The organism is Planctomycetia bacterium, assembly GCA_021413845.1.
Lineage (GTDB): Bacteria > Planctomycetota > Planctomycetia > Pirellulales > PNKZ01 > PNKZ01.
The window spans coordinates 137,173-157,712 of record JAIOPP010000020.1; the positions used below are offsets into that span (position 1 = coordinate 137,173).

Here is a 20,540-nt window from a genome sequence, read left to right on the forward strand (position 1 = left end):
CGGCCTCGGATAACCTCGCTCTACGAACAACTTAGGCAATCAGAGACAAGCTACGCAATTGCGTGCAGCTTGTCGGGGCCTTTTCCTCTCGCACAAAACCGTTTCCCCGGCCGTTTCGGCCGGGAAAACATGCGACGAAGAAAAACGTCCTCGGCTACCGCAGCCCGATTGGAATACGTTCCCCTCGATTCCTACACGACCGCCGGCCGGTCGTCGAAAAGCTTTCTCCGGAAAGCTTCTCGCCAGGAACGCTCGGGATATCTTCCGATTTTCTGCGGCTTTCGCTCCGGCGAAAATAGCTAAACCGACTGCTTCCTCTGGAGCGTCGTTGCCTGAGAAGTCGACCTAATTCAGATCGTTTGCCGAGCCCAATGCTTGGCCGCATCGATAACCGTAATTCACTCGCCGAATACCCGATAGGAAGCAGTTGAGATGGGACACTACACCGGACCGAAGGCACGTGTTAACCGACGTTTGAAGACGACGATCTACGAAAGCAACGGCGCGCGTAAGGCCGCCGATCGTCACGACGCTCCGCCGGGCATGCACACTCGTCCGTCGAAGGTTTCCGGCTACGGTCTTGCTCTCGCCGAAAAGCAAAAGGTCAAGCACTACTACGGCCTCAGCGAGCGCCAACTGCGCCGCTTGTTCGCCGAAGCCGCTCGTCGCCCGGGCAACACCGGGGAAAACTTGCTGCTCTTGTGCGAATCGCGAATCGACAACGTCGTCCGCCGCGCCGGCATGACGGTCACGCGTCCGCAAGCCCGCCAAGGGATCGGCCACGGCCACTTCCTGCTCAACGGTCGCAAGGCCGACGTCGCTTCGATTCTTTGCCTCCCCGGCGATGTGATCTACGTGAAGGGAATCGGCACGCTGCAAACTCTCTATCGCGACATCATGGCGAAGGGCTCGGAGATCACCGCTCCGTTCCTTTCGCTCGACGCCGCAAACCTGACGATCAAGGTCGACCGCCTCCCGTTGCCCGACGAATTCAGCTGCCCGGCGAACGTGAACCTCGTCGTCGAATTCCTGTCGCGCTAAGCCGCGACTTTACGATCGAACGACGCAGACGAAACACAAAGCTCGGGACCATTTCGGTCCCGAGCTTTTTTATTGCGCGCGATCGTTCGTCGCCTGAGATACCGCCACTCCCCAACCGCCGCCGCCGGGTGTTTCGACGACGAGTATGTCTCCCGGCGCGGCATGGAATTGCTCCGCTCCGGTGAGTTCCCGCATCGTGCCGCTGCGCTCGAAGAGCGTGTTGCGGCCGAGCGCCCCCGCTGAGCCGCCGTTCATTCCATAGGGGGCATAGTCGCCGCGGCGTTGCGTGAGCAGGGAGACTTCGAGCGGTCGCAAGAATTCCAACTTGCGCACGATCCCATCTCCTCCCCGATGCAAACCCGCCCCGCCCGAACCACGGCGAATCGAGAACTCGCGGACGCGCACCGGATAGCGAATCTCTAAGACCTCGGCATCGGTAAGCCGCGTGTTCGTCATGTGCGTATGCACGGCATCCGCGCCTGGGCCGGCCGGCGTCGCGCCATTGCCGCCGCAAACGGTTTCGTAATAGCCGAACGTGTCGTCGCCGAAGAGAGTGTTGTTCATGGTTCCTTGCGAAGCCGCGGCGAGCCCGAGCGCGCCGAGCAGCACATCGACGACGCGCTGCGAAGTTTCGACGTTTCCCCCGACCACGGCCGGACAATCCTCGGCCCGAGCCGCGGCCGTCGGGTTGAGCAAGCACTCCGGCAAGATAATCCGCACCGGCTCGAGCACCCCTTGGTTGAGCGGAATATCTTCGTCGATCAAACAGCGCATCACGTACATCACGGCCGAAGTGACGATCGCGCGGTTCGCGTTCAGGTTCCCATGCGATACCGGGCCGGTGCCGGTGAAGTCGATCATGGCGCCATCGCCGGCGATCGTAATCGCGGCCGCGATCGGCGTGCCGTCGTCGAGATGATCGGTGAACTCGTAGCGACCGTCGGGAATGCGCGCGAGCGCCATGCGCATCTTCCGCTCGGCGGCATCGCGAATATGTTGCATGTACGCCTCGACTACCGGGCGCGAGTGGCGTTCGATGAGTCGTTCGAGGTCGCGAGCCCCTTGCCGATCGGCGGCCGTCTGCGCTGCGATATCGGCCAAGTTGTCGGCCGGATGGCGCGTAGGGAAAGGGCCCGACGTAAGCAACGCGCGCAATTCGTCGAACCGTGAACGCCCGGCATCGACGAGCTTGAAGTTGCGAATCAGCACTCCCTCTTCGGCCAAGTTCTTCGAGAACGGGGGCATCGAGCCGGGCCGAATCCCACCGATCTCGGCATGATGGGCGCGGCTCGCCGTGAAGAATAGAAGCTCTTCGGTCGCGACGTCGTGGACCGGCGTAACGACGGTTACATCGGGCAAGTGCGAGCCGCCGCGATAGGGGTCGTTCGTCACGAAGACATCGCCCGGCCGCATGTCGGGATTATCGGCGAGGATGGCGCGAACCGTTTCTCCCATCGCTCCGAGATGTACCGGAATATGCGGCGCGTTGACGACTAGCTCGCCCCGGCTAGTGAACAACGCGCAACTGAAATCGAGCCGCTCCTTCACGTTCACGCTGCTCGACGTGTTGCGCAGCGTGATCCCCATCTGTTCGGCAATGGCGGCGAACTGGTTATTGAAGATCTCGAGCATCACCGGATCGGCAGCCGTCGACTGCTGCGCACGACGACTCTTGGAAGATGAATCCTCAACGTCCGTAAGCAACAACTCGCCGCGCGCCAGCATCTCGGCGCTCCAACCGGGATCGAGAATCGTCGTCGCCGACCGTTCGCAAACGATCGCAGGCCCCTGCAGCCGATCGCCGGGGCGAAGCGCCGTGCGCTCGAACACTTGCGTCGATTGAGCACCGCCGTCGAAATAGGCCGTGACCGTTCGCTCGCACTCCGGCTCGCGCACATGCATCGGTTGCGGTGCGGGATCGTAATCGACGGTTCGGCCGATCACTTCGACTCGGGCTGCGACGACCTCCAGCGCGCGGCCGGAATGGCGATAGCCGTAGAGCCGCTGATGCTCGCGCTCGTAATTCGCAGCAAGCGTTTGCGAATCGTCGCCGGCGGAAAGCTCGATCGTCAGCGCCGCGTCGACGCCCCGATAACGCAGGTCGACGAGCGTATGGATTTCCACGCGCTCGGGCGCGACTCCTTCGTCGCATACTTCGCGGCGTGCCTCGGCGGTCAAACGCTCGAAGATAGCGCGCAACTCCTCGACCGCGGCAGCGGAACAGGAGCGGTAAACTCCCTCGACCCGATGCCGCACCACGTCGGCGAGCCCGATGCCGTAGGCGCTGAGCAGGCCGGCGTCGGGGTGGCTGAGCACTTGCCGCATGCCGAGCTCGCGCGCAACCGCGCAGGCATGCTGCCCGGCCGCTCCGCCGAAGGCGACGAGCACGTAGTCGCGCGGATCGCACCCCTTAGCGACGCTCACCGCTTGAATCGCCTTCACCATGTTGGCGTTCGCGACGCGTAAAAAACCTGCGCAAAGCTCGCTCGGGTCGTAACGTTTGCCGATCGCACCGGCCACGGCGTCGATCAGCTCGCTCAAGCGCCGCTCGACCGCCGCATGGTCGAGCGGAAACGGAAACCGTTCGGGCAGGATCTTGCCCAAATAAAAGTTGAGATCGGTCACGCAAAGCGGACCACCCCGACCGTAACAAGCCGGGCCCGGATCCGCGCCACCGCTATCGGGTCCGACGACGAGCTTCACTCCATCGAACCAGCAGACCGAGCCGCCGCCGGCGGCGACCGTATGCACTGCGGTCATCGGTGCGACGATGCGCACGCCGGCCTTTTCCGTTTCATATTCCATCTCGAAGCGGCCGCCGTCTCGATTGTCGAAGCGGGCGACGTCGGTACTCGTCCCTCCCATGTCGAAGCCGATGGCGCGCGAGAAACCGGCGGTCTGCGCGGCGCGGGCCATGCCGACGACGCCGCCGGCGGGGCCGGAAAGGATGCTGTCTTTGCCGACGAATTGCTCCGCCGCCACGAGCCCACCCGCCGACGTCATGATGCGTAGTTGCCCGCTGCCGAGCGCACCGCGAAGACCGCGCACGTAGTCGCGTAACACCGGATTGAGATAGGCATCGACGACGGTCGTGTCGCCGCGCGCGACGATCTTCGCCAACGGCGCGACCTGATGCGAAAGGCTCACTTCCGTAAAGCCGACCTCGGCGGCGATCCGGCCGATCAGCTCTTCATGCGCTCCGAAACGATAGGCATGTAGCAGGCAGACGGCGAGCGATTCGACGCCTCGTTCGCGCAGCAGCGAAAGATCGCGGTGAACGGCAGCTTCGTCGGGCACGAGCAGCACGATACCATCGGCGGCTACCCGCTCGTCGACTTCCATCACGTCCGCATACAACGGCTCCGGCTTGACGACCCGTAGGTCGAACAAGCGCGGACGATTCTGATAGCCGATGCGAAGTACATCGCCGAAGCCGCGCGTCGTGACGAACGCCGTGCGCGCGCCGCGTCGCGTTAGCAAGGCGTTGGTGCCGCGCGTCGTGCCGAGACGAACCGCGCTCGGCGGGATCGGGTCCGCGAGCCGAAGGCCGAGCAGATACCGCACCGCGACCACGACGGATTCTTCGCCGGAGCTGAGTTCGTAGCCCCGGCCGACGCAATTCACTTCGAGAGGCCGGTCGAATGTAAAAGTCGCCGTCGCTCGATCGAACGAGTCGATGGTCCGCTCGTCGACGACAGTGCCGAAGTCGTCGAGTAAGCGGAACCGATATCCGTCCCAGAATCTCTCGGGATCGGCGGCGCGAGCCGGATCGACGATCGTTCGGTCGCCGGCTTCGGCAACGACTCCTTTCGTGATGCCCGAGGAAAGGAGCTTATGACGCCGCAGACTGCCGTCGTACCCGAGAGCGAAGCAATCGGTGAAGGTGCCGCCGACGTCGAACCATAGTTCGCGAAAAGAATCGGTCACTTCTTTTTCGGGCCGAGACAAAACAGTTGCGATTCGGTGCGCAAGTAAAGTTTGTGATCGGCGACGGCCGGCGTGCTGTGGCACGTTTCACCGAGTGCGACTTCGGCGAGCTTTTCGAACTTTTCGGTTGCCGAAAGGACGATGATCGTGCCGTCGGCCGACGCACAATAAAGCCGATCGCCGATGCACACCGGCGAGCCGTACACATTGCCGCCGATCCGTTCGCGCCAGATTTTTTCACCGGTCGCAGCGTTCAAACAACTGACGATTCCCTTATCGCTCCAGATGAACAACAAGTTTCCCTTGCCGAGCAAGGTCGGAACGTAAGCCGCTTGATCGGCGACTTTGTAGACCACCTCCGGCTTAGGGCCCGGGCGAACCGCAACGACGTAGTTGCCGCCGCCGCCGGAGCCGCAACTGCCGAACACGAGGCCGGCAGCCATGACCGGCGAGCTGACGCTCCGCTTATCGAGCACGGAAATTTCCCAATTCACTTTGCCGGTCTTCGGGTCGACGCCGCCGAGGCCATGGGCTTGGCTATTGACGAGCAGCTCGGTGCCGCCGCCGGGAAGCTCGCGCAAGACCGGAGTCGAATAGGTGACGGTCGCGCTCTTGCGCGGCGTCTGCCAGATCGTTCGTCCGTCTTTGCAGGAGACGGCGTGCAAAAAGCTGACGCCGGAATCTCCGCCGCCGTCCCCTTTTACTTTCGACGAGTCGTCTTGCTCGTTCACCAACACGACCATATCGCCGACCACGATCGGGCTGTTGCCTGCGCTGTGCTGGCTCACGAACGGCCCGAGGTCGAGCTTCCAGGCGTCGGTGCCGTCGTGGTTCAAAGCAAAGAGCGTCAACTCTTCCGGAATCGACCACGAGAAGTAGACGTGATCTTTGTCGACCGCCGCGGTAGGCGAAGCGAAGCTATTGAGATTGTGCTTCTTGTGCACTTGGTAATCGAACCGGCGCTCCCAAAGTATTTTGCCGTCGATGGCGCTGATGCACATCGCGATGCGCTGCGCGGGTTGTTCCAGCGCGCTCGTCAAAAAGACTTTGTCGCCCCAAATCACGGGCGAGGAATGTCCCGAGCCGGGAAGCTTCGCTTTCCACAAATAATCGGCATCGGTCCACGAGGTCGGAATCGAAGTGTCGTCGCTGATGCCGGTGCCGTTCGGGCCGCGAAAACGAGTCCACTCCTCGGCCGATATCGATGCGGCCGAAGAAATCAGAAGCAAGCCCGACAGCAGGGAAGACAAAGCGGCGAGAAAACGCATAGGTGGGAGTCCGGTAAGGAGGACTATAAAAGGCAGGAGAGCGTACGCGGAGCCCTCTCATGGTAGCTTGCCGCCGGCCGGGCGTAAAGAAAACGGCTGCCTGCGAACTTCCGCCGGCTATCGTTCGATACCGTATTGTTCCAGCTTGCGGTAAAGCGTGGCTCGGCCGATTCCGAGAATCTTGGCCGCTTCGGGCACGTTTCCTTGCGTGCGCTTGAGCGCTTCGAGGATCAGCTTCCGTTCCCACACTTCGAGCTCCAGCGTTTCCAATTCATCGACGCCGACGTCGTGCAGCATCAAGTCGTTCGGCTCGATCTTCGGGCCGGTCGCCATCACGACCGCGCTATCGATCGTGTTGCGAAGTTGCCGCACGTTGCCCGGCCAGGCATACGCGATGAGCTTGCTGCGCGCGGCATCGGAGAGCGAGAGCGTCGGCCGGCCGTGAACCAAGCCGAACAGCTCGACGAAGTGATCGATCAACCGGCCGATATCTTCCCCCCGATCGCGAAGCGGCGGCAGATAGAGCTCGAAAACATTGAGTCGGTAATACAGATCTTCGCGAAACTTTCGCTCGCGCGCCAGTTTCGAGAGATCGCGATTCGTCGCCGCGATCACGCGCACGTCGACCTGCACTTCTTGCGTCGCGCCGACCGGCAGAAACGGATGCCCTTCGAGAATGCGCAGCAGCTTCGCTTGCCCGGCCGAGGTGAGCTCGCCGATTTCATCGAGGAACAAGGTTCCCATGTCGGCTTGTTTGAAGAGGCCGTTGTGGTCGCGATCGGCCCCGGTGAATGCGCCGGCGCGGTGCCCGAAGAGTTGGCTTTCGATCAAGTCGGCGGGAATCGCGGCGCAATTGATCGACAACATCGGTCGGTTCGCGCGGGTGCTGAGCTTATGCACCGCTTTGGCGACGAGCTCTTTGCCGCTGCCGCTTTCGCCGCGAATCAGGACGCAGCCCCCGGCGCCGGCGATGCGGGAGATCTTCCCCTTCAACTCCAGCATCGGCGCGCTCTCGCCGATCAGTTCGTCGAACACGCCCGAGGTTTGCTTCAAACGCTCGTAGCTCGTCGCCAGAGTTTCTTCTTGCAAGGCGCGAGCTAGGGCCGAAGCCGCGATGTTGGCGGCCGAAACGGCGAAGTCGAAATGCGATTGGCGAAACCGACCGTTTTCGAGATAGAGATGAAATGCCCCGAGCACCTTTTTCTCGCGCACCAGCGGAATGCATTGCGCATCGGAGTAGTGGGCCGTGGCTTTCTCGACTTCGGCGTTCTTTTGATTTGCGATCCAAACCGCGTGCCCTTCGTCGCAGACGAGCCGCATCAACTCTTCGCTCAACTCGACCTTCTGCTGCGCGTATTCCGGCAACACGATCTTCGATTTCAAATGGCGATCGTCGCTCACGGAAAGAAACCCGACGACCGAAGCCTGCGTTCGCGCGAGGACGAGCTCGAGCGCCATCTTGAGGCAAACTTGCGGATCGGAACAACCAAGCAACTTGATGCTGAGCTGATGGAGCAGCAGCAGATCTTTCGTCTGCTCCAACGTCTGTACGCTGGTAAGCTCCGGCGCCTCGGGCTCGAAGCTTCCCATCTTGAAGCGAGCCACGATCGATTGCGTGATGCCGATGTTCGGATCGCCGGGCAAGGTCGGCCGCATCCGGCTTTGATGAAACTTAAACTCCGTCGAACCGACCTTGAGATAATGCCCTTCCGCCAGCACCGAGTCGTCGATCTTCTGATCGTTGACGTAGGTGCCGTTGCGACTTTCCATGTCGCGCACCTGCCAACGCCCGCCGACGTTGCGCAGCACGGCATGCACGCGCGAGCAAAGGGGATCGTTCAGTTGGATCGTGCATTCCGTACCGCGCCCGATCGTGGTCTCGGAGTCGGGATCGAGCATGAAGTTGGTGCCGACGTCGCGGCCGAGCGACACGGTAAGGTAACTGTAAACGACGGCCATAGGCGAAGCGGCTTTCGGCGATGCTTAACTAAGGAAGAGGGCTCGGCGCCGGAAGTCTTACGGGTAACAACTCAAACACGAATAGTAAGATCGCGAATCGGGAAGGCACGAATCGGTTTTCAGGGATGCCAGCGACTCGGAGTTGCTTAGAATATCGTTATGAACGGGATCAACGACAAGCCCCAGACGCTCCTCGACGCCGCGAATTCGTCGTCCGACACCCATTCTTCGCGAGGCCTGCTGGTCGTCGGGCACGGCACGCGCGATCCGGCGGGCATCGCCGAGTTCCTGGCCGTGTCGCAACGGATCGCCGTGGCGGTCGCACCGCTGAAGGTCGAGGCGTCGTTCTTGGAACTGGCCGACCCCACGATCGACGCCGGAATCGCTCGGCTCGCAGCCGCCGGAGTTCGCGAGCTCACGGTCGCGCCGCTGATCTTGTTCGCCGCAGGGCATGCTAAGCAGGACATACCCCGAGCGGTCGCCCAGGCCGTGGCGCGGCATTCGGGCATGGCCGTGCGTCAGTTGCCGCATCTCGGTTGCCACGCCGAACTCCTCGCGCTCTCCGAGCGTCGCTTTCGCGAGGCCTGTGCAGCGAGAGACGCTTCCGGTTCGCCGCCGAATGTCGTTTGGCCGCATGAAACCCTGCTGCTCATGGTCGGCCGAGGAAGCCACGATCCTGAGGCGACGGCCGAGATGCATCGTTTCGCGAACCTGCGCCTGCAAGCTTCCCACTGCGGCCGGCTCGAGGTCGCCTTCACGGCGATGGCCGAGCCGGGCCTCGACGAAGCGCTCGAAAACGCGGCCCGGCTCCCTTATCACCGAGTGGTCGTGCAGCCGCATTTGCTCTTCGCCGGAGTGCTGCTCGAACGGGTTCGCGAGCAGGTCGCCGAGGCGGCTCGCAGGTTTCCCGATCGGCAATGGGTCACGACAGGACATTTAGGACCGGAGCCGGAAGTAGTGAATGCCGTTGCGGCGAGTCTCTTTTCGTCGCCGGCTGCCGGCACGTGCGATTGAGCGGAGCAAGGCGAAAACCGCGGCCGGCGATTTCAAGATGAATGTTCTGACACACTTGTTATCGGGCTGATCTTGCATCCATCCGGCCTGCGGGATAGCATTCGAGAACGTAGACGACTACCAACTAAGTCGTTCGGATTTAGGAACTTATGCACGGCCGTGCATCTCAGCCGTGTGCCCGCATCGAGATCAAGGAATCGTTCATGAATCGTTGGCTCGCCCCCACGCGCGCAATCACCGGTTGTGCGTTGCTTCTTTCCGCCGTCGTCTTGTCGGCGGTCCCTGCCGGCATTCTCCGTGCGGAGCTCACCGGTTCGACGGCCGAAGATCGCCAGATCACGCTGGCAGTCACGCGTTACATGCGCGACGGCCACATCACGCGCCACGAACTCAACGATGAGATCGCCGAACGACTCGTCACGAACTTCTTGAAGACGCTCGATGCTCAGAAGGTCTTCTTTTATCAAAGCGATATCGACTCTTTCCGCAAAGAAGAAAAAGAGCTCGACGATGCCATTCGCCGCGGCAATACCGACTTCGCCTTTAAGGTGTTCGGAATCTACCTGAAGCGAGTCGACGAACGGATTAAGTGGATCGACCAATTGCTCGCCACGCCGTTCGATTTCACGATCGACGAAGATATCGTTCGCGATCCCGACACGATGAAGTACGCCGTCGACGAAGCCGCCGGGAAGGAACTCTGGCGCAAGAAGATCAAGTACGACCTGCTCGCGCTCAAAGCGACGGAAAAGATGGAAGGACAAGAAGCCCGCGACAAGCTTGCCCGCCGCTACCACGGCCTGCAAAAGCGAATGCACCAACTCAAGCAACATGAGTTGCTCGAATGGTACCTTACCGCGATGACGACTTCGTACGATCCGCACTCCACGTATATGTCGCCGGCGTCGAAGGAAAACTTCGAGATCCAAATGCGGCTGAACCTGCAAGGAATCGGCGCGCAACTGCAATACGACGACGGCTATACCGTGGTCAACAAAGTCATTCCCGGCGGCGCTGCCGACAAAGACGGACGACTCAAGAAGAAGGATCGGGTCGTCGGCGTCGGCCAAGGGACCGATGGACCGATCAAGGACGTCGTCGATCTCAGCTTGAACGAAGTCGTCGATCAGATTCGGGGCAAAAAGGGAACGATCGTCCGTCTGCAAGTCGTGCCTTACGGGACGAGCGAAAAGCAGATCTACAACATCACGCGCGCTCAAATCGAGCTGAAGGAAAGCGAAGCCCGGAGCGAAGTCATCAAGGAAAAACGTGACGGCAAGGATCGCAAGGTCGGCTACATCTCCCTGCCGAGCTTCTATATGGACATGGAAGGGGCTCGGCTCGGGCTGCCGAACTATAAGAGCACGACTCGCGACGTCGCCGCGATTCTCGAGAAGTTCCGGGCCGAAGGAGTCGAAGCCGTCGTGCTCGACTTGCGCTTCAACGGCGGTGGTTCGCTGACCGAAGCCATCAACCTCACCGGCCTGTTCATCGACGAAGGTCCGGTCGTGCAGGTGAAGGATAAAGACGGCGATCGTCAGCCGTATAACGATCTTGAGAAGGGGGTCGCTTGGGATGGGCCGCTCGTCGTGCTGTGCAACAAGTTCAGCGCCAGCGCGAGCGAGATCTTCGCCGGGGCGATTCAAGACTACGGTCGGGGAGTGATCATCGGCGATCCGCAAACGCACGGCAAAGGAACGGTTCAGAGCCTGCTCGATCTCGGCCGGCAGATGTTCCAGGTTCCCAACTCGCCGGCGCTCGGGGCGTTGAAGCTCACGATGCAACAGTTCTATCGCCCCAACGGCGACAGCACGCAAAACCAAGGAGTGCGGTCGGATATCGTCCTTCCGTCGCTCACCGCGGAACTCGAAGTCGGCGAATCGGACCTCGACCATGCCCTGCCGTTCGACCATATCGACGCGGCTCCTTATCGTCGGGTCAACTTCGTCGAGAAGGGAACGCTCGATCGCTTGAAGGACCTCTCGAAGAAGCGTTGCGAAACGTCTCCCGACTTCCAAAAGGTCGACCATCGCGTGACCCGCTACCGAGACCAAAAGAAGAAGAAGACGATCTCGCTCAACGAAGAGAAATTCCTTGCCGAAGTGAACGCCGACAAGGAAGAAGGAGACCTCGAGAACGAAATCGAAAAGGAAATGAACGAGCAGGATAAGCCGGTCGTGAAGAAGGACTACTACTTCAACGAAGCCCTGGCCGTGACGCTCGACTACCTCGACGCGATCAAAGCCGCCGGAGCTCGCAAGATCACGGCGGTCGGCGATCGCTAAGAGCTCTCCTTAAGCTCGCACGATTCGAACTTTCTAAGAGGACGTCGGCTCCGGCCGGCGTCCTCTTTTCGTTGCTACATTTCTATTGCCGCATTCTCCGCTAGCACTCGCTGCGAACCGCGCCGCAGAAGCCGGCGATCGCGGTGTTCACCGAAACGCCGAGCCCGCCCTCCCCGCGAGGCATGTGCCTCTGATTTATCGTCGAAAACGACTCTACCAAGCTTGCGGCCTATCCGGTCTCGGGGCGTTTCGGTAATCAGCGGGACCTATATGCGACGAATTCCCTTGTGAGGCGGCGAAACGAGGCGGTTTTTCGAGAGGCTGACCATGGCGACGGTTCCGGTTCGCGACGGCGCGTGGGATAATTCGATCGCTCCGAAACGGGTCGGCCGACGCCTGTGGCTCAAAACTTCGGCGGCGCTCGCCGTCGGCGGCCTCGGTGCTTGGTGGACGTTCGGCCGCGGAGCCCCCGTCGAAGAGACCGGAGCCGTGCTCGGGTCCGTGACCCAAGTCGGCGAGGTTTCCTCGAAGATCCAAGGGGCCGAAGCGATCGCGCTGTGTCGCAAGCTGCTCGAAGAAGCGCGCCTCAAGCTGCTGCCGGTCCAAACCGTCTCGGCCGTGTTTCAGAAGCAAGAGCGGATCAACGACAAGCTCCAGCCGTTGAACGTGATGGACGTCAAAGTCCGCCGCTCGCCGTTGGCGATCTACATGAAATGGCACTCGCCCGAGCAAGGGCAACAGATCATCTGGCGCGATGGCAGCGACGACGGCAAGATCCTCGTCAGCCCCGTCGGCTGGAAGAAGAAGCTCGTGCCGCTCGTGAAGATCGCTCCCGACGACGACATGGAGAAGGCGGTCAGCCGGCGGCCGGTGACGAACATCGGCATCTGGAACTTCAACGAACGTATCACGGCGCTCTTGAACGAAGAGCTCGTCAAGGATCCGGCCGTGGCGGTGCATGTGAACGAAGGGCGCGAGATCAGCGGCCGCCCCTGCTACGAATTCTCGTTCGAGCATGCTCAGCCGAGCAGCATCGTCCGCTTCAAGCAGGTTCAGATCTTCATCGATCGGACCCTCGGCGTGCCGGTCGCCTGCGAGCACTACCGCTGGTCGGAAAACCCGGCCGACGGGGCGCACCTCGAAGAATCGTATCTTTACCGCGACCTTGCCTTGGACGTCGCGCTCGGCGATTCCGACTTCGATCCCGGCAATCCGAGCCTGAGCTTCGGGGTCAAATAAGCTGCGCCGGGGGCTGCGACGATTCTCGAGCGAACGCTTCGGCGACCGATATACGTTTCGCTTCGGCTTCGCTAAAATAGCTCCCTTCATCGCATCCTATCACGGCGACGTCGCGCGGCTTCGGCCCCCCGTTCGCCTCGCTCGTCCGTTCCCGAATGCCTTTCGCTTCGCTCATTCTCGCCTTCTCTTGGTCGCCGGCGATCATCGTCGTCGCGTCGGCGGCGGCGGTTTGGGTTCTCTTTTGGATCTACGTTTGGATCCGTTATTTTCCGATCGTTTACCGCCTGATCGGTGAGACGCCGATCTTGGCCGCCGAGCCGACGCACAAGACGGCCGGCGGCGAGGAGTGCGCCTTTCGCACCGCCGATGGTCTGACGCTCCGCGGCACCTACCTGGCCACGCCGCTTGCCGCCCGGAAGGGGGTCGTCGTCTTCTGCCATGAGCTCAACGGCGATCGTTGGAACGCGACTCCGTATGTCGTCGACCTGGTCGCTCAAGGCTACGACATCTTCACGTTCGACTTTCGCAACCACGGCGCCAGCGATGCCGTGCCCGGCCTCGTGCCGCGCCCTTGGCTCTCGCCCGACGAAGTGATCGATCTTCGCGCCGCGATCGATTACGTGGCGAGCCGCTCTGATACCGATCCTCGCGGCGTCGGCCTGTTCGGCATCAGTCGAGGCGCCGGGGCGGCGTTTTGCGTTGCGGCCGACGACCCTCGCATTCGCTGCGTCTTCACCGACGGCGTCTACTCCGCTCAGTCGACGCACTTATGCTACTTCATTCGCTACGTCGGCATCTTCATTCCCTATCCTTGGATCACCGACAACCTGCCGCATTGGATTTATCAAGGGTTCCTGTGGGTCGGCCGGTGGTGGTGGGGCTTGAGGAATCGCTTTCGCTTCGTCGATGTCGATGCCTGCGCCGCTCGCATTCGCCGCCCCGTCATGATGGTCCACGGCGAACGCGATTCTATGATCCCCGTCGAAGCGGCTCGAGCGCTGCGGAAATGCGTTCGCGCGCCGGCGAAGCTTTGGATCGTTCCCAAAGCGAAGCACAACGGAGCGATCTTCGCCGTGCCTGCGGAATACCAGCGGCGCGTCGCGCGCTTCTTTCGCTTGCACCTCGCGCCGAGCACGAGAACGCCGGCCGGCTAAAACGGCGGCCAAGCCCGCACCCAGGCGATCGCGAGATACGCCAGCACGGGAAAGGCGACGAAAACCGTGCCGTAGGTGTAAAGCGTCGTCCAAGTTCGTCGGGGCCAGCGCGCCATAACCAATCACGTTCTTTCGGAGACCACGGAATCGGAAACCGTCGAGGATCGCGTGCCGGTGCTTCCCGCATCGCACACCGCCCGAATGCCGATCGTCGCCCGCAGTTCTTCTTCGGCGGGTTCCGACAGCCGCACGTCGATCCTCGCCGCATAGGGCAAGACCGTGATGTGGATCAGTCGCGCTTCGAGGTCGTCGAGCGTCTCGGTTTCCAAGACGGGTATGCGCTCGAACGGCGGACAGAACACGAGATGGATCGAGGCCTGCCTGCTCCCAACCTCGAATCGGGCCCGTGCATAGCCTTCTAAGACATCGCTTCCCGAAGTGTCGACGGATCGCTTCCAGCTTTGCGAAACGTGCGACTCGTCGGGCTCAACGGCCTCAAGTTCCGCTGATTCGGCTTCGGCCATCGCGGCGGCAAGCTTCGGCGCGATCACGGCGGCCGAGCGTTCGCTCGCGCGCATCGATCGGACACGAAACCAAGCTGCCTCACCGGCCAGGAGCGCGAGCCACAAGAACGCGAGCGACGGGAGCGAGGTTCCCGGCATCGACAACGCCGAACCGATCAAGACGAGAGCCGCCGTCGGTAAGTACCATACGACCGCTTCCGAAGCCGCCGACACCCCGCCGAAGAGCGAGATCGCGGGTCGCTCGAAATGTCGCAGCGCCGTGCGATGGAGCGCCGCTAGGCAGACGACCGCGAGCGCGACCGACAAGGCGGTACCGAGCGTGGGAGGAGCCTCGAGCGCACCGGCCGCACGTCGAGCGACCAACAACAGCGCCGCGCCGACTAAGACCGTGCCCGGCACCCAACGCAGCACGCATCCCAAAGAAAAACCGACGTCGCCGCCGAAGAGTTCGGCAGCGAGCGTCGGTTTTTGGATCGCGGATGGGGTCATTACCTGGAGCTACTTCGACGCAGCGACCAAGCCGGCTGCTTCGGCCAACTCGGCGGCGCGGTGCGTGCTTTCCCAGCTGAACGTCTTCTCGCTCCGGCCGAAGTGCCCGCCGGCGGCCGTGGCCCGATAGATCGGACGACGGAGCTCGAGATACTCGATGATCCCGCGCGGAGTCATTTTGAACGTCTTGCGGACGAGGTCGCAGAGGAGCTCGTCGTCGACCTTGCCCGTCCCTTGGGTATCGACGTACACGCTCACCGGCTCGGCGACGCCGATCGCGTAGGCGAGTTGCACTTCGCAGCGGTCGGCCAGTTCGGCGGCCACGATGTTCTTCGCGATGTGGCGCGCCATGTACGCGGCGCTTCGATCGACCTTCGTCGGATCCTTGCCGCTGAACGCGCCGCCGCCGTGCCGACCCCAGCCGCCGTAGGTGTCGACGATGATCTTCCGGCCCGTGAGACCGGTATCGCCGTGCGGACCGCCGACGACGAACTTGCCCGTCGGGTTGATGTGGTACTTGATGTCGTCCGAGACGAGCTCGGCCGGCAGCAGCGGCTTGATGATCTTGTTGATCACGTAGTCTTTGATTTGAGCATGCGTCACGCTCTCGTCGTGTTGCGTCGAGACGACGACCGTGTCGATCCGCACCGGCTTGAAGCCTTCGTATTCGATCGTGACTTGGCTCTTGCTGTCGGGCCGGAGCCACGAGACGTCCTTCTTTTCGCGCGCCGCGGTGAGTGCGTTGGTGATGCGATGCGAGAGCGCGATCGGCAGCGGCATCAGTTCCGGCGTATCGTTGCAGGCATAACCGAACATCAACCCTTGATCCCCGGCGCCGATGTCTTTACCGGCCGCTTGATCGTCGTTCACACCTTGGGCGATGTCCGGGCTCTGACTATGCAGCCGGAGTTGCAACTCGCACGTGTCGGCGCAAAAGCCGATGTCGTCGTGCGTGTAGCCGACTTCGCGGATGACTTGGCGCACGACCTTCTCGAAGTCCGGCTTGGCCTTGCTGGTAATTTCACCGGCGACGCAACAGAAGTCGGTCGTGACGAGCGTTTCGCAAGCCACACGGCTCATCGGATCTTGGGCCAAGAGCGCGTCGAGAACGCCGTCGGAGATTTGATCCGCCAGCTTATCCGGATGCCCGTTACTGACCGACTCACTCGTGAACAAGTATTTGCGATCGGCCACGCCGGCACCTCCGTATACGACTCAAGCGGGATAAAAAAATCGAAAACGACGAACGAGCGACGATTATAAGGGAAATCGCCGTCGGGCGACAAGGCACGGCGAAAGCCAGGTTTTTCGCGCCTTGCGCAAACCGCTCCGCGCACCTCATGCAATGCAAATCGCGCCCGTCGCTCCGGCATTCGTCGAGCGGCGTGCCCGACAGCCTTACCGTTGCTGTTGTTGCTGCTGCATTTGCTGGATTTGGCGCATCAGATCCGGCGGAAGGTTTTGGCCCCCGTGAGGACCTGGGTTCGCGGCCGGAGCCCCCTTCTTCTTGGCGAGCGCCGTCGGGCTGAGGTCGAGCGCGCGGAACGTCGCATCGTCGACCACGTAGAACCAGTCGGCGAATTGAGTATTCAACTCTTTCGCCTTTTCACGTCCCGACTTTAAGTCGGCTTCGTACTTATCCGACATCCGCTTGTTTTCCGTTTCGATCCGCTTCCGCTCTTCCGGAGTCATCGGCTTCGGAGGCTCGGCGACCGGCTTCACTTCGGCCGGCTTCGACTCGGCCGCGGGAGGAATCGTGTCGGCCGGTTTCGCGGTCGTCGCCGGAGTTGTCGCAGCCGGAGCGGCCGTCGCCGTCGGAACGGCAGCGGGAACGGTTGCCGTAGCCGAGGGCTTGGCCTTAGGCGCGGCTGCCGGAGCGGCCGTGGCCGACGGAGTCGGCTTCGTAGCTTCCGGTTTAGTAGGCTCAGGCTTGGCTTCCGGTTTCGTCGCGCTCGGCTTCGGCGCGTCGGCCTTGGTCGCTTCGGGCTTCGCTGGTTCGGCCTGGCACGCATCGCCAGAAGGTTCACACGAACCGCTCGCCGCCCCTTCGGCCGGCTTCACCGATCCGGCCGGGGCCGGAGTTGCCGGTGCCGTGGCACTCGGCGTCGCGCTCGGAGTCGGCGCGGTCGGCGTAGGTGTTGCAGTCGTCTTCGGCGTGGCGGTTGGGGTCGCAGTCGGCGTCGGAGCAGGGGGTGTGGCCGCAGGCGCCGTACCGGTCGGTGCAGGAGTCGCTGCCGGTGCGCTCGGGAGCGCTCCTTCCGGCGGAAGCGTGACCAACGGCGGCTTCGGGATCAAGTCCGGATTGAACGAAGCCGTTACCATCATGTAGCGATTCGGGGCCGTGTTCTCACCTTCGGCGCCGCCGACGCCCGGCTTGGCATCGTCTTTCTTCGGCTCGCCTTCTTTCTTTTCATCGCCGCCGCTTCCGGCGCGTCCCTTGCCCGTAATGTCGCCGAAGCGCAGGAGATATTGCACGCCGTTCTCGAACCCGACCGTCAGTTCGCCTTCATGGCAGACGAGTTCGATTTCGCTGCGGGTCTTGGAGTTCGGCCAGAAGCCGGTCGTTTCGAGCGATGCCATCGATTCTTGATCGGCGGTCACGGCGGACTGCGCATCGAATAGGAAGGTCTTCTCCTTCAGCAGGTCCGCGGCCAGCGTCTTCGGCTTCCGCACCGCATCGACGATCCTCAACCCGGCCAGCGTCCGCTTCAATTCGTCGACCTTCGCCGAATCGAATTCCTCTTCGGGCAGCAGCTTCTTTTCGAGGAAGCCTTTCGTTTCCTTGTCGTAGGTTTCGAGCTTCGTCAGCTGCCACTTATCGGAGTCGTCCTTCTTGGCGTCGAGCTTCGCGCGCTCGATGCGAACGGGCACTTTGCGCACGACCGTAAGCCCGCCGGGGCCGCCGAGGCCTTGTTGCGTGCTGCGAACGTCGATCGCGTAGTCGTGGATGTCGACCGTGCGCAAGTCGGCCGCGCCGACCTTCAGCAAGTCGGCCGGAACCCAATCGCCGAAGCTCGACGACAACGGGGCCTTATCCAATTCGGTCGCGTAGATTCGATCGCGATTCGGCTCGCGCACGTAGACGATATTCTTGTTCTTTTCATCGTTCTTGCCGATGATCAGATCGACGAGCTTGCGCCGGTCGGCATCGACGAGCGTCACCCGTTTGCCGACGCCGTCGGTTCCCGCCTTCAACTCGGCCTCGTTGGCCGGATCGACGACCGCGAACTCGCGATGGCGATCCGGTTGATCCGTGACGACCGCCAACTTCTTCACGCCGACGACCGCTTTCACCACGTTCGCCAACCGCTCGGGCGAGACGTCCGGAAAGCGTTGCCGGTCCGGATTGATTTCCCACACGTCGTCGACGCGCGCGACCTTGAGATCGTGCTTCACGTCGTTCACGGCATCGAGATCGATGATCTCAGCGCTCGCGACCTTCATCGGGTCGGTGAAGTCGGGAAAGAATTCCTTGCCCAGTTCGGCCGTCGTCAGATCGGCTTCGCTCGCCGGACGGCTGAGCCACACACCGAACCCGAGCAGCACTACCGCAACACCGACGAAAGTAAGCGTCTTCGTGTTTTCGTTCATCTTCGCAATATCCGCAATGTTCTTAAAAGTCGCTGAAAGCAAACCCGACCTACGACGCCGACGCGCTACCGCAATCGGCTCCGATCGACCCCTTCTTGCTCACCCGCCCGACGGCTGAAAAAGACCGCCAAGCCGATCAATAGCGGGAAATAAGGTCGTGTTGGCGACGAGCTTCTTATACTCCTCTTCGAGCCGTGCATCTTCCTTCTTGTACTCTTCTTCCATCTGCTCGTTCTTATCGACCTTTTGCTTATTGCGATCGTCGGCGCTGCGCATGTTGATCGCGTCGAGAGTCGTCAGCGTCCGATGATGCGGACGGCGATTGCGAACCTCGATGAAGCGGTTGTCGCCGGCGAGCGAATCGAGCGCGTTGAGCACGATCGTGATGTTGTCGAAGTTCGGCACCCGATCGACGCTCGTCGGACGTTGATTTCGCAAGCGGAAGAATTGATAGCCCATGAAGTCGAGATCGGTGATGATCACGACGTCCATCGGCCGATCCTTCTTCGGTGCGGCCGCGGTCGCCGTGCCGGCGGGAGCGGCCGTGCCGGTCGCGGTCGGAGTGCTCGACGCCGTCGCTACCGGCACCACGTACGGGTTGACGATCGTCGCCGGAACACCGGTCGGCGAAGGAGACCCAACCGGCGACAGCGGAGCCGTTGCCGCAGGAATCGCAACCGGGGCCGTAGCGGAAGGCGTAGCCGCCGCAGCAGGGTCGGTCGCGGAAGGCCCAGTTGCAGCAGGGCGGGCCGTCGCGGAGGCGGTCGCCGTCGGGCTCGCTGCCGGAGCTTGCGCCAACAGCAGTTCGTTCTTGGCGACTCCCTTCGAGGCTGCTCCTCCGGTCGTCGGCTGCTCGTCGGCAAGCCGCTTGATGTTCACGTCGGTCTTCGCTTCCGCAGGGGCAGTCCCTTGGATGCGCGCGACCATCGCGTATTCCAGCCCCGTCTTATGCCGCGGCACGTTCGGGTTCAGCGTTTGCCCCAGCATGGTCTGCGTGAACATCTCGGCCCGATCGACGTAGCCGGACGACGTCGAGGTATGCACGAGCGGCGTGAACGTCAGAGTCGCATCCTTCTTCTTCGAGACCCAGCCGCCGAAGATAAACACGACCGCTTCGGTGTTCGCGCTGATCGGGTCTTTTTCATCGAACAAACTCTGCTTCGCGTTGTTCTTGCCGAGCGCACCGTTGCCGATGAACACGTAGCCGGGCGGGAACTGCTGCACATGCTGCAACGGGTTGTACTCATGCGTCACGATCTGCTGCGAGCCGCTTTCGACGCCGAGCAGGTCCCAGAGCTTCTTCGTCTCCGAATCTTGGATGAACGGCATGCCGCCGTTGGCTTGCTGCTCTTGTTGCAACATCTGCGGGTAGTCGACCGGCAGCGGATCTTGGAAGATCAACGTCGGCACTCCACGGCGAACCGCCGTGACGAGTTGGTCCAGCTGGCTCGGGCGCCACAACGTCGGCTGGATCGCCATGAGCACGTCGATGTTGTCCGGCACCGGCTTCTCGGCGTCGAGGTCGACGACATCGTATTGCTTGCGCAACTCGCGCACGATCTCCGGATCGCGCGGTTGCCGCGTCTCCGGATCGAATTCCTGGAACGTCGTCTTGTCGCCGATGAAGATGCCGAGCCGCTTCCGCGTGCTGCCGTTGAGGGTCGCGATCGACCGCATGACTTCATACTCGATCGGCGTCGAAGACTCGACGAAAGGAATCACGATTTTGTCGAGGCCCGAAGTAATGGCGACGCCGAGGAAGACGGTGTCTTTCGTGTACTGGCCCCGGACGAGCGAATCGATCTCGCGGCCGGTGATGCCATACAACTTCTCCGCTCGATCCGCTTCTTCGGTGAAGGGTTGAGTCTCGTTGATGCGCAGCGAGACGTTGGATCCCGCTTGCGCCGCGATCTCGCGCAGCCGCGTGATGAGATCGAGCCGCAAAGGCACGAACTCCTTCGGCGGGTTCGGGCTGACGAACGCTTCGATGTGGATCGGCCGCTTCTTGTCCAGTTCCGCGACGACTTTCTTCGTCGAACCCAATAGCGT

General features: G+C 62.0%; 12 protein-coding genes. 5 read left to right on the forward strand and 7 right to left on the reverse strand.

Translation table 11 applies throughout. The features are described from left to right. Positions 1 to 432: 432 nt before the first annotated feature. A complete protein-coding gene (rpsD, locus tag K8U03_04180) occupies positions 433 to 1,041 on the forward strand; it encodes a 30S ribosomal protein S4 (GenBank protein ID MCE9604082.1) in 609 nt (202 codons plus the stop codon). 69 nt (positions 1,042 to 1,110) lie between these two features. Here rpsD and K8U03_04185 read toward each other — a convergent pair whose 3' ends face one another. The 3 genes from K8U03_04185 to K8U03_04195 form a co-directional block, all read right to left on the reverse strand. Next, positions 1,111 to 5,001, reverse strand: a complete 3,891-nt coding sequence (locus tag K8U03_04185) for a hydantoinase B/oxoprolinase family protein (protein MCE9604083.1) — start codon at positions 4,999 to 5,001, stop codon at positions 1,111 to 1,113. After that, entirely contained in the window at positions 4,965 to 6,236 is a 1,272-nt protein-coding gene (locus K8U03_04190; GenBank protein MCE9604084.1) for a PQQ-binding-like beta-propeller repeat protein, read from the reverse strand. Before K8U03_04190 ends, K8U03_04185 begins: the two co-directional genes overlap by 37 nt. 117 nt (positions 6,237 to 6,353) lie before the next feature. Next, positions 6,354 to 8,195: a sigma 54-interacting transcriptional regulator gene (locus K8U03_04195; protein MCE9604085.1), complete on the reverse strand. Its 1,842-nt coding sequence runs from the start codon at positions 8,193 to 8,195 to the stop codon at positions 6,354 to 6,356. Positions 8,196 to 8,354: 159 nt separating this feature from the next. Here K8U03_04195 and K8U03_04200 point away from each other — a divergent pair, with 159 nt between their 5' ends. The 4 genes from K8U03_04200 to K8U03_04215 all read left to right on the forward strand — a co-directional run bounded on the left by K8U03_04200 (position 8,355) and on the right by K8U03_04215 (position 13,887). Continuing rightward, positions 8,355 to 9,209: a sirohydrochlorin chelatase gene (locus K8U03_04200; protein ID MCE9604086.1), complete on the forward strand. Its 855-nt coding sequence runs from the start codon at positions 8,355 to 8,357 to the stop codon at positions 9,207 to 9,209. 203 nt (positions 9,210 to 9,412) lie between these two features. After that, complete coding sequence (locus tag K8U03_04205; protein ID MCE9604087.1) at positions 9,413 to 11,494, forward strand: carboxy terminal-processing peptidase; 2,082 nt, start codon at positions 9,413 to 9,415, stop codon at positions 11,492 to 11,494. A 327-nt stretch (positions 11,495 to 11,821) separates the two neighbouring features. Continuing rightward, complete coding sequence (locus K8U03_04210) at positions 11,822 to 12,733, forward strand: DUF1571 domain-containing protein (GenBank protein ID MCE9604088.1); 912 nt, start codon at positions 11,822 to 11,824, stop codon at positions 12,731 to 12,733. Positions 12,734 to 12,888: 155 nt separating this feature from the next. Continuing rightward, positions 12,889 to 13,887 carry an alpha/beta fold hydrolase gene (locus K8U03_04215; protein ID MCE9604089.1) on the forward strand — a complete coding sequence of 333 codons (999 nt, stop codon included), beginning with the start codon at positions 12,889 to 12,891 and terminating at the stop codon, positions 13,885 to 13,887. A 122-nt stretch (positions 13,888 to 14,009) separates the two neighbouring features. On the opposite strand, the gene K8U03_04220 is transcribed toward K8U03_04215, so the two are convergent. The 4 genes from K8U03_04220 to K8U03_04235 form a co-directional block, all read right to left on the reverse strand. Further along, positions 14,010 to 14,900 (reverse strand): hypothetical protein, encoded by an 891-nt coding sequence (locus tag K8U03_04220; protein MCE9604090.1) that lies wholly within the window; start codon positions 14,898 to 14,900, stop codon positions 14,010 to 14,012. A 9-nt stretch (positions 14,901 to 14,909) separates the two neighbouring features. Beyond that, the gene (metK, locus tag K8U03_04225; GenBank protein ID MCE9604091.1) at positions 14,910 to 16,094 is read right to left on the reverse strand and encodes a methionine adenosyltransferase; all 1,185 of its coding nucleotides are present in this window, start codon (positions 16,092 to 16,094) and stop codon (positions 14,910 to 14,912) included. 204 nt (positions 16,095 to 16,298) lie between these two features. Next, a complete protein-coding gene (locus K8U03_04230) occupies positions 16,299 to 18,491 on the reverse strand; it encodes a DUF4340 domain-containing protein (protein MCE9604092.1) in 2,193 nt (730 codons plus the stop codon). A 99-nt stretch (positions 18,492 to 18,590) separates the two neighbouring features. Beyond that, positions 18,591 to 20,540: GldG family protein (locus K8U03_04235; GenBank protein MCE9604093.1), on the reverse strand; the 1,950-nt coding region annotated here is incomplete at its 5' end.

Coding starts and splice junctions, on each gene's coding strand:
- K8U03_04205 (MCE9604087.1), top strand. CDS start 9,413: ATGAATCGTTGGCTCGCCCCCACGCGCGCAATCACCGGTTGTGCGTTG.
- K8U03_04195 (MCE9604085.1), bottom strand. CDS start 8,195: ATGGCCGTCGTTTACAGTTACCTTACCGTGTCGCTCGGCCGCGACGTC.
- K8U03_04210 (MCE9604088.1), top strand. CDS start 11,822: ATGGCGACGGTTCCGGTTCGCGACGGCGCGTGGGATAATTCGATCGCT.
- K8U03_04200 (MCE9604086.1), top strand. CDS start 8,355: ATGAACGGGATCAACGACAAGCCCCAGACGCTCCTCGACGCCGCGAAT.
- K8U03_04215 (MCE9604089.1), top strand. CDS start 12,889: ATGCCTTTCGCTTCGCTCATTCTCGCCTTCTCTTGGTCGCCGGCGATC.
- rpsD (MCE9604082.1), top strand. CDS start 433: ATGGGACACTACACCGGACCGAAGGCACGTGTTAACCGACGTTTGAAG.
- K8U03_04220 (MCE9604090.1), bottom strand. CDS start 14,900: ATGACCCCATCCGCGATCCAAAAACCGACGCTCGCTGCCGAACTCTTC.
- K8U03_04190 (MCE9604084.1), bottom strand. CDS start 6,236: ATGCGTTTTCTCGCCGCTTTGTCTTCCCTGCTGTCGGGCTTGCTTCTG.
- K8U03_04230 (MCE9604092.1), bottom strand. CDS start 18,491: ATGAACGAAAACACGAAGACGCTTACTTTCGTCGGTGTTGCGGTAGTG.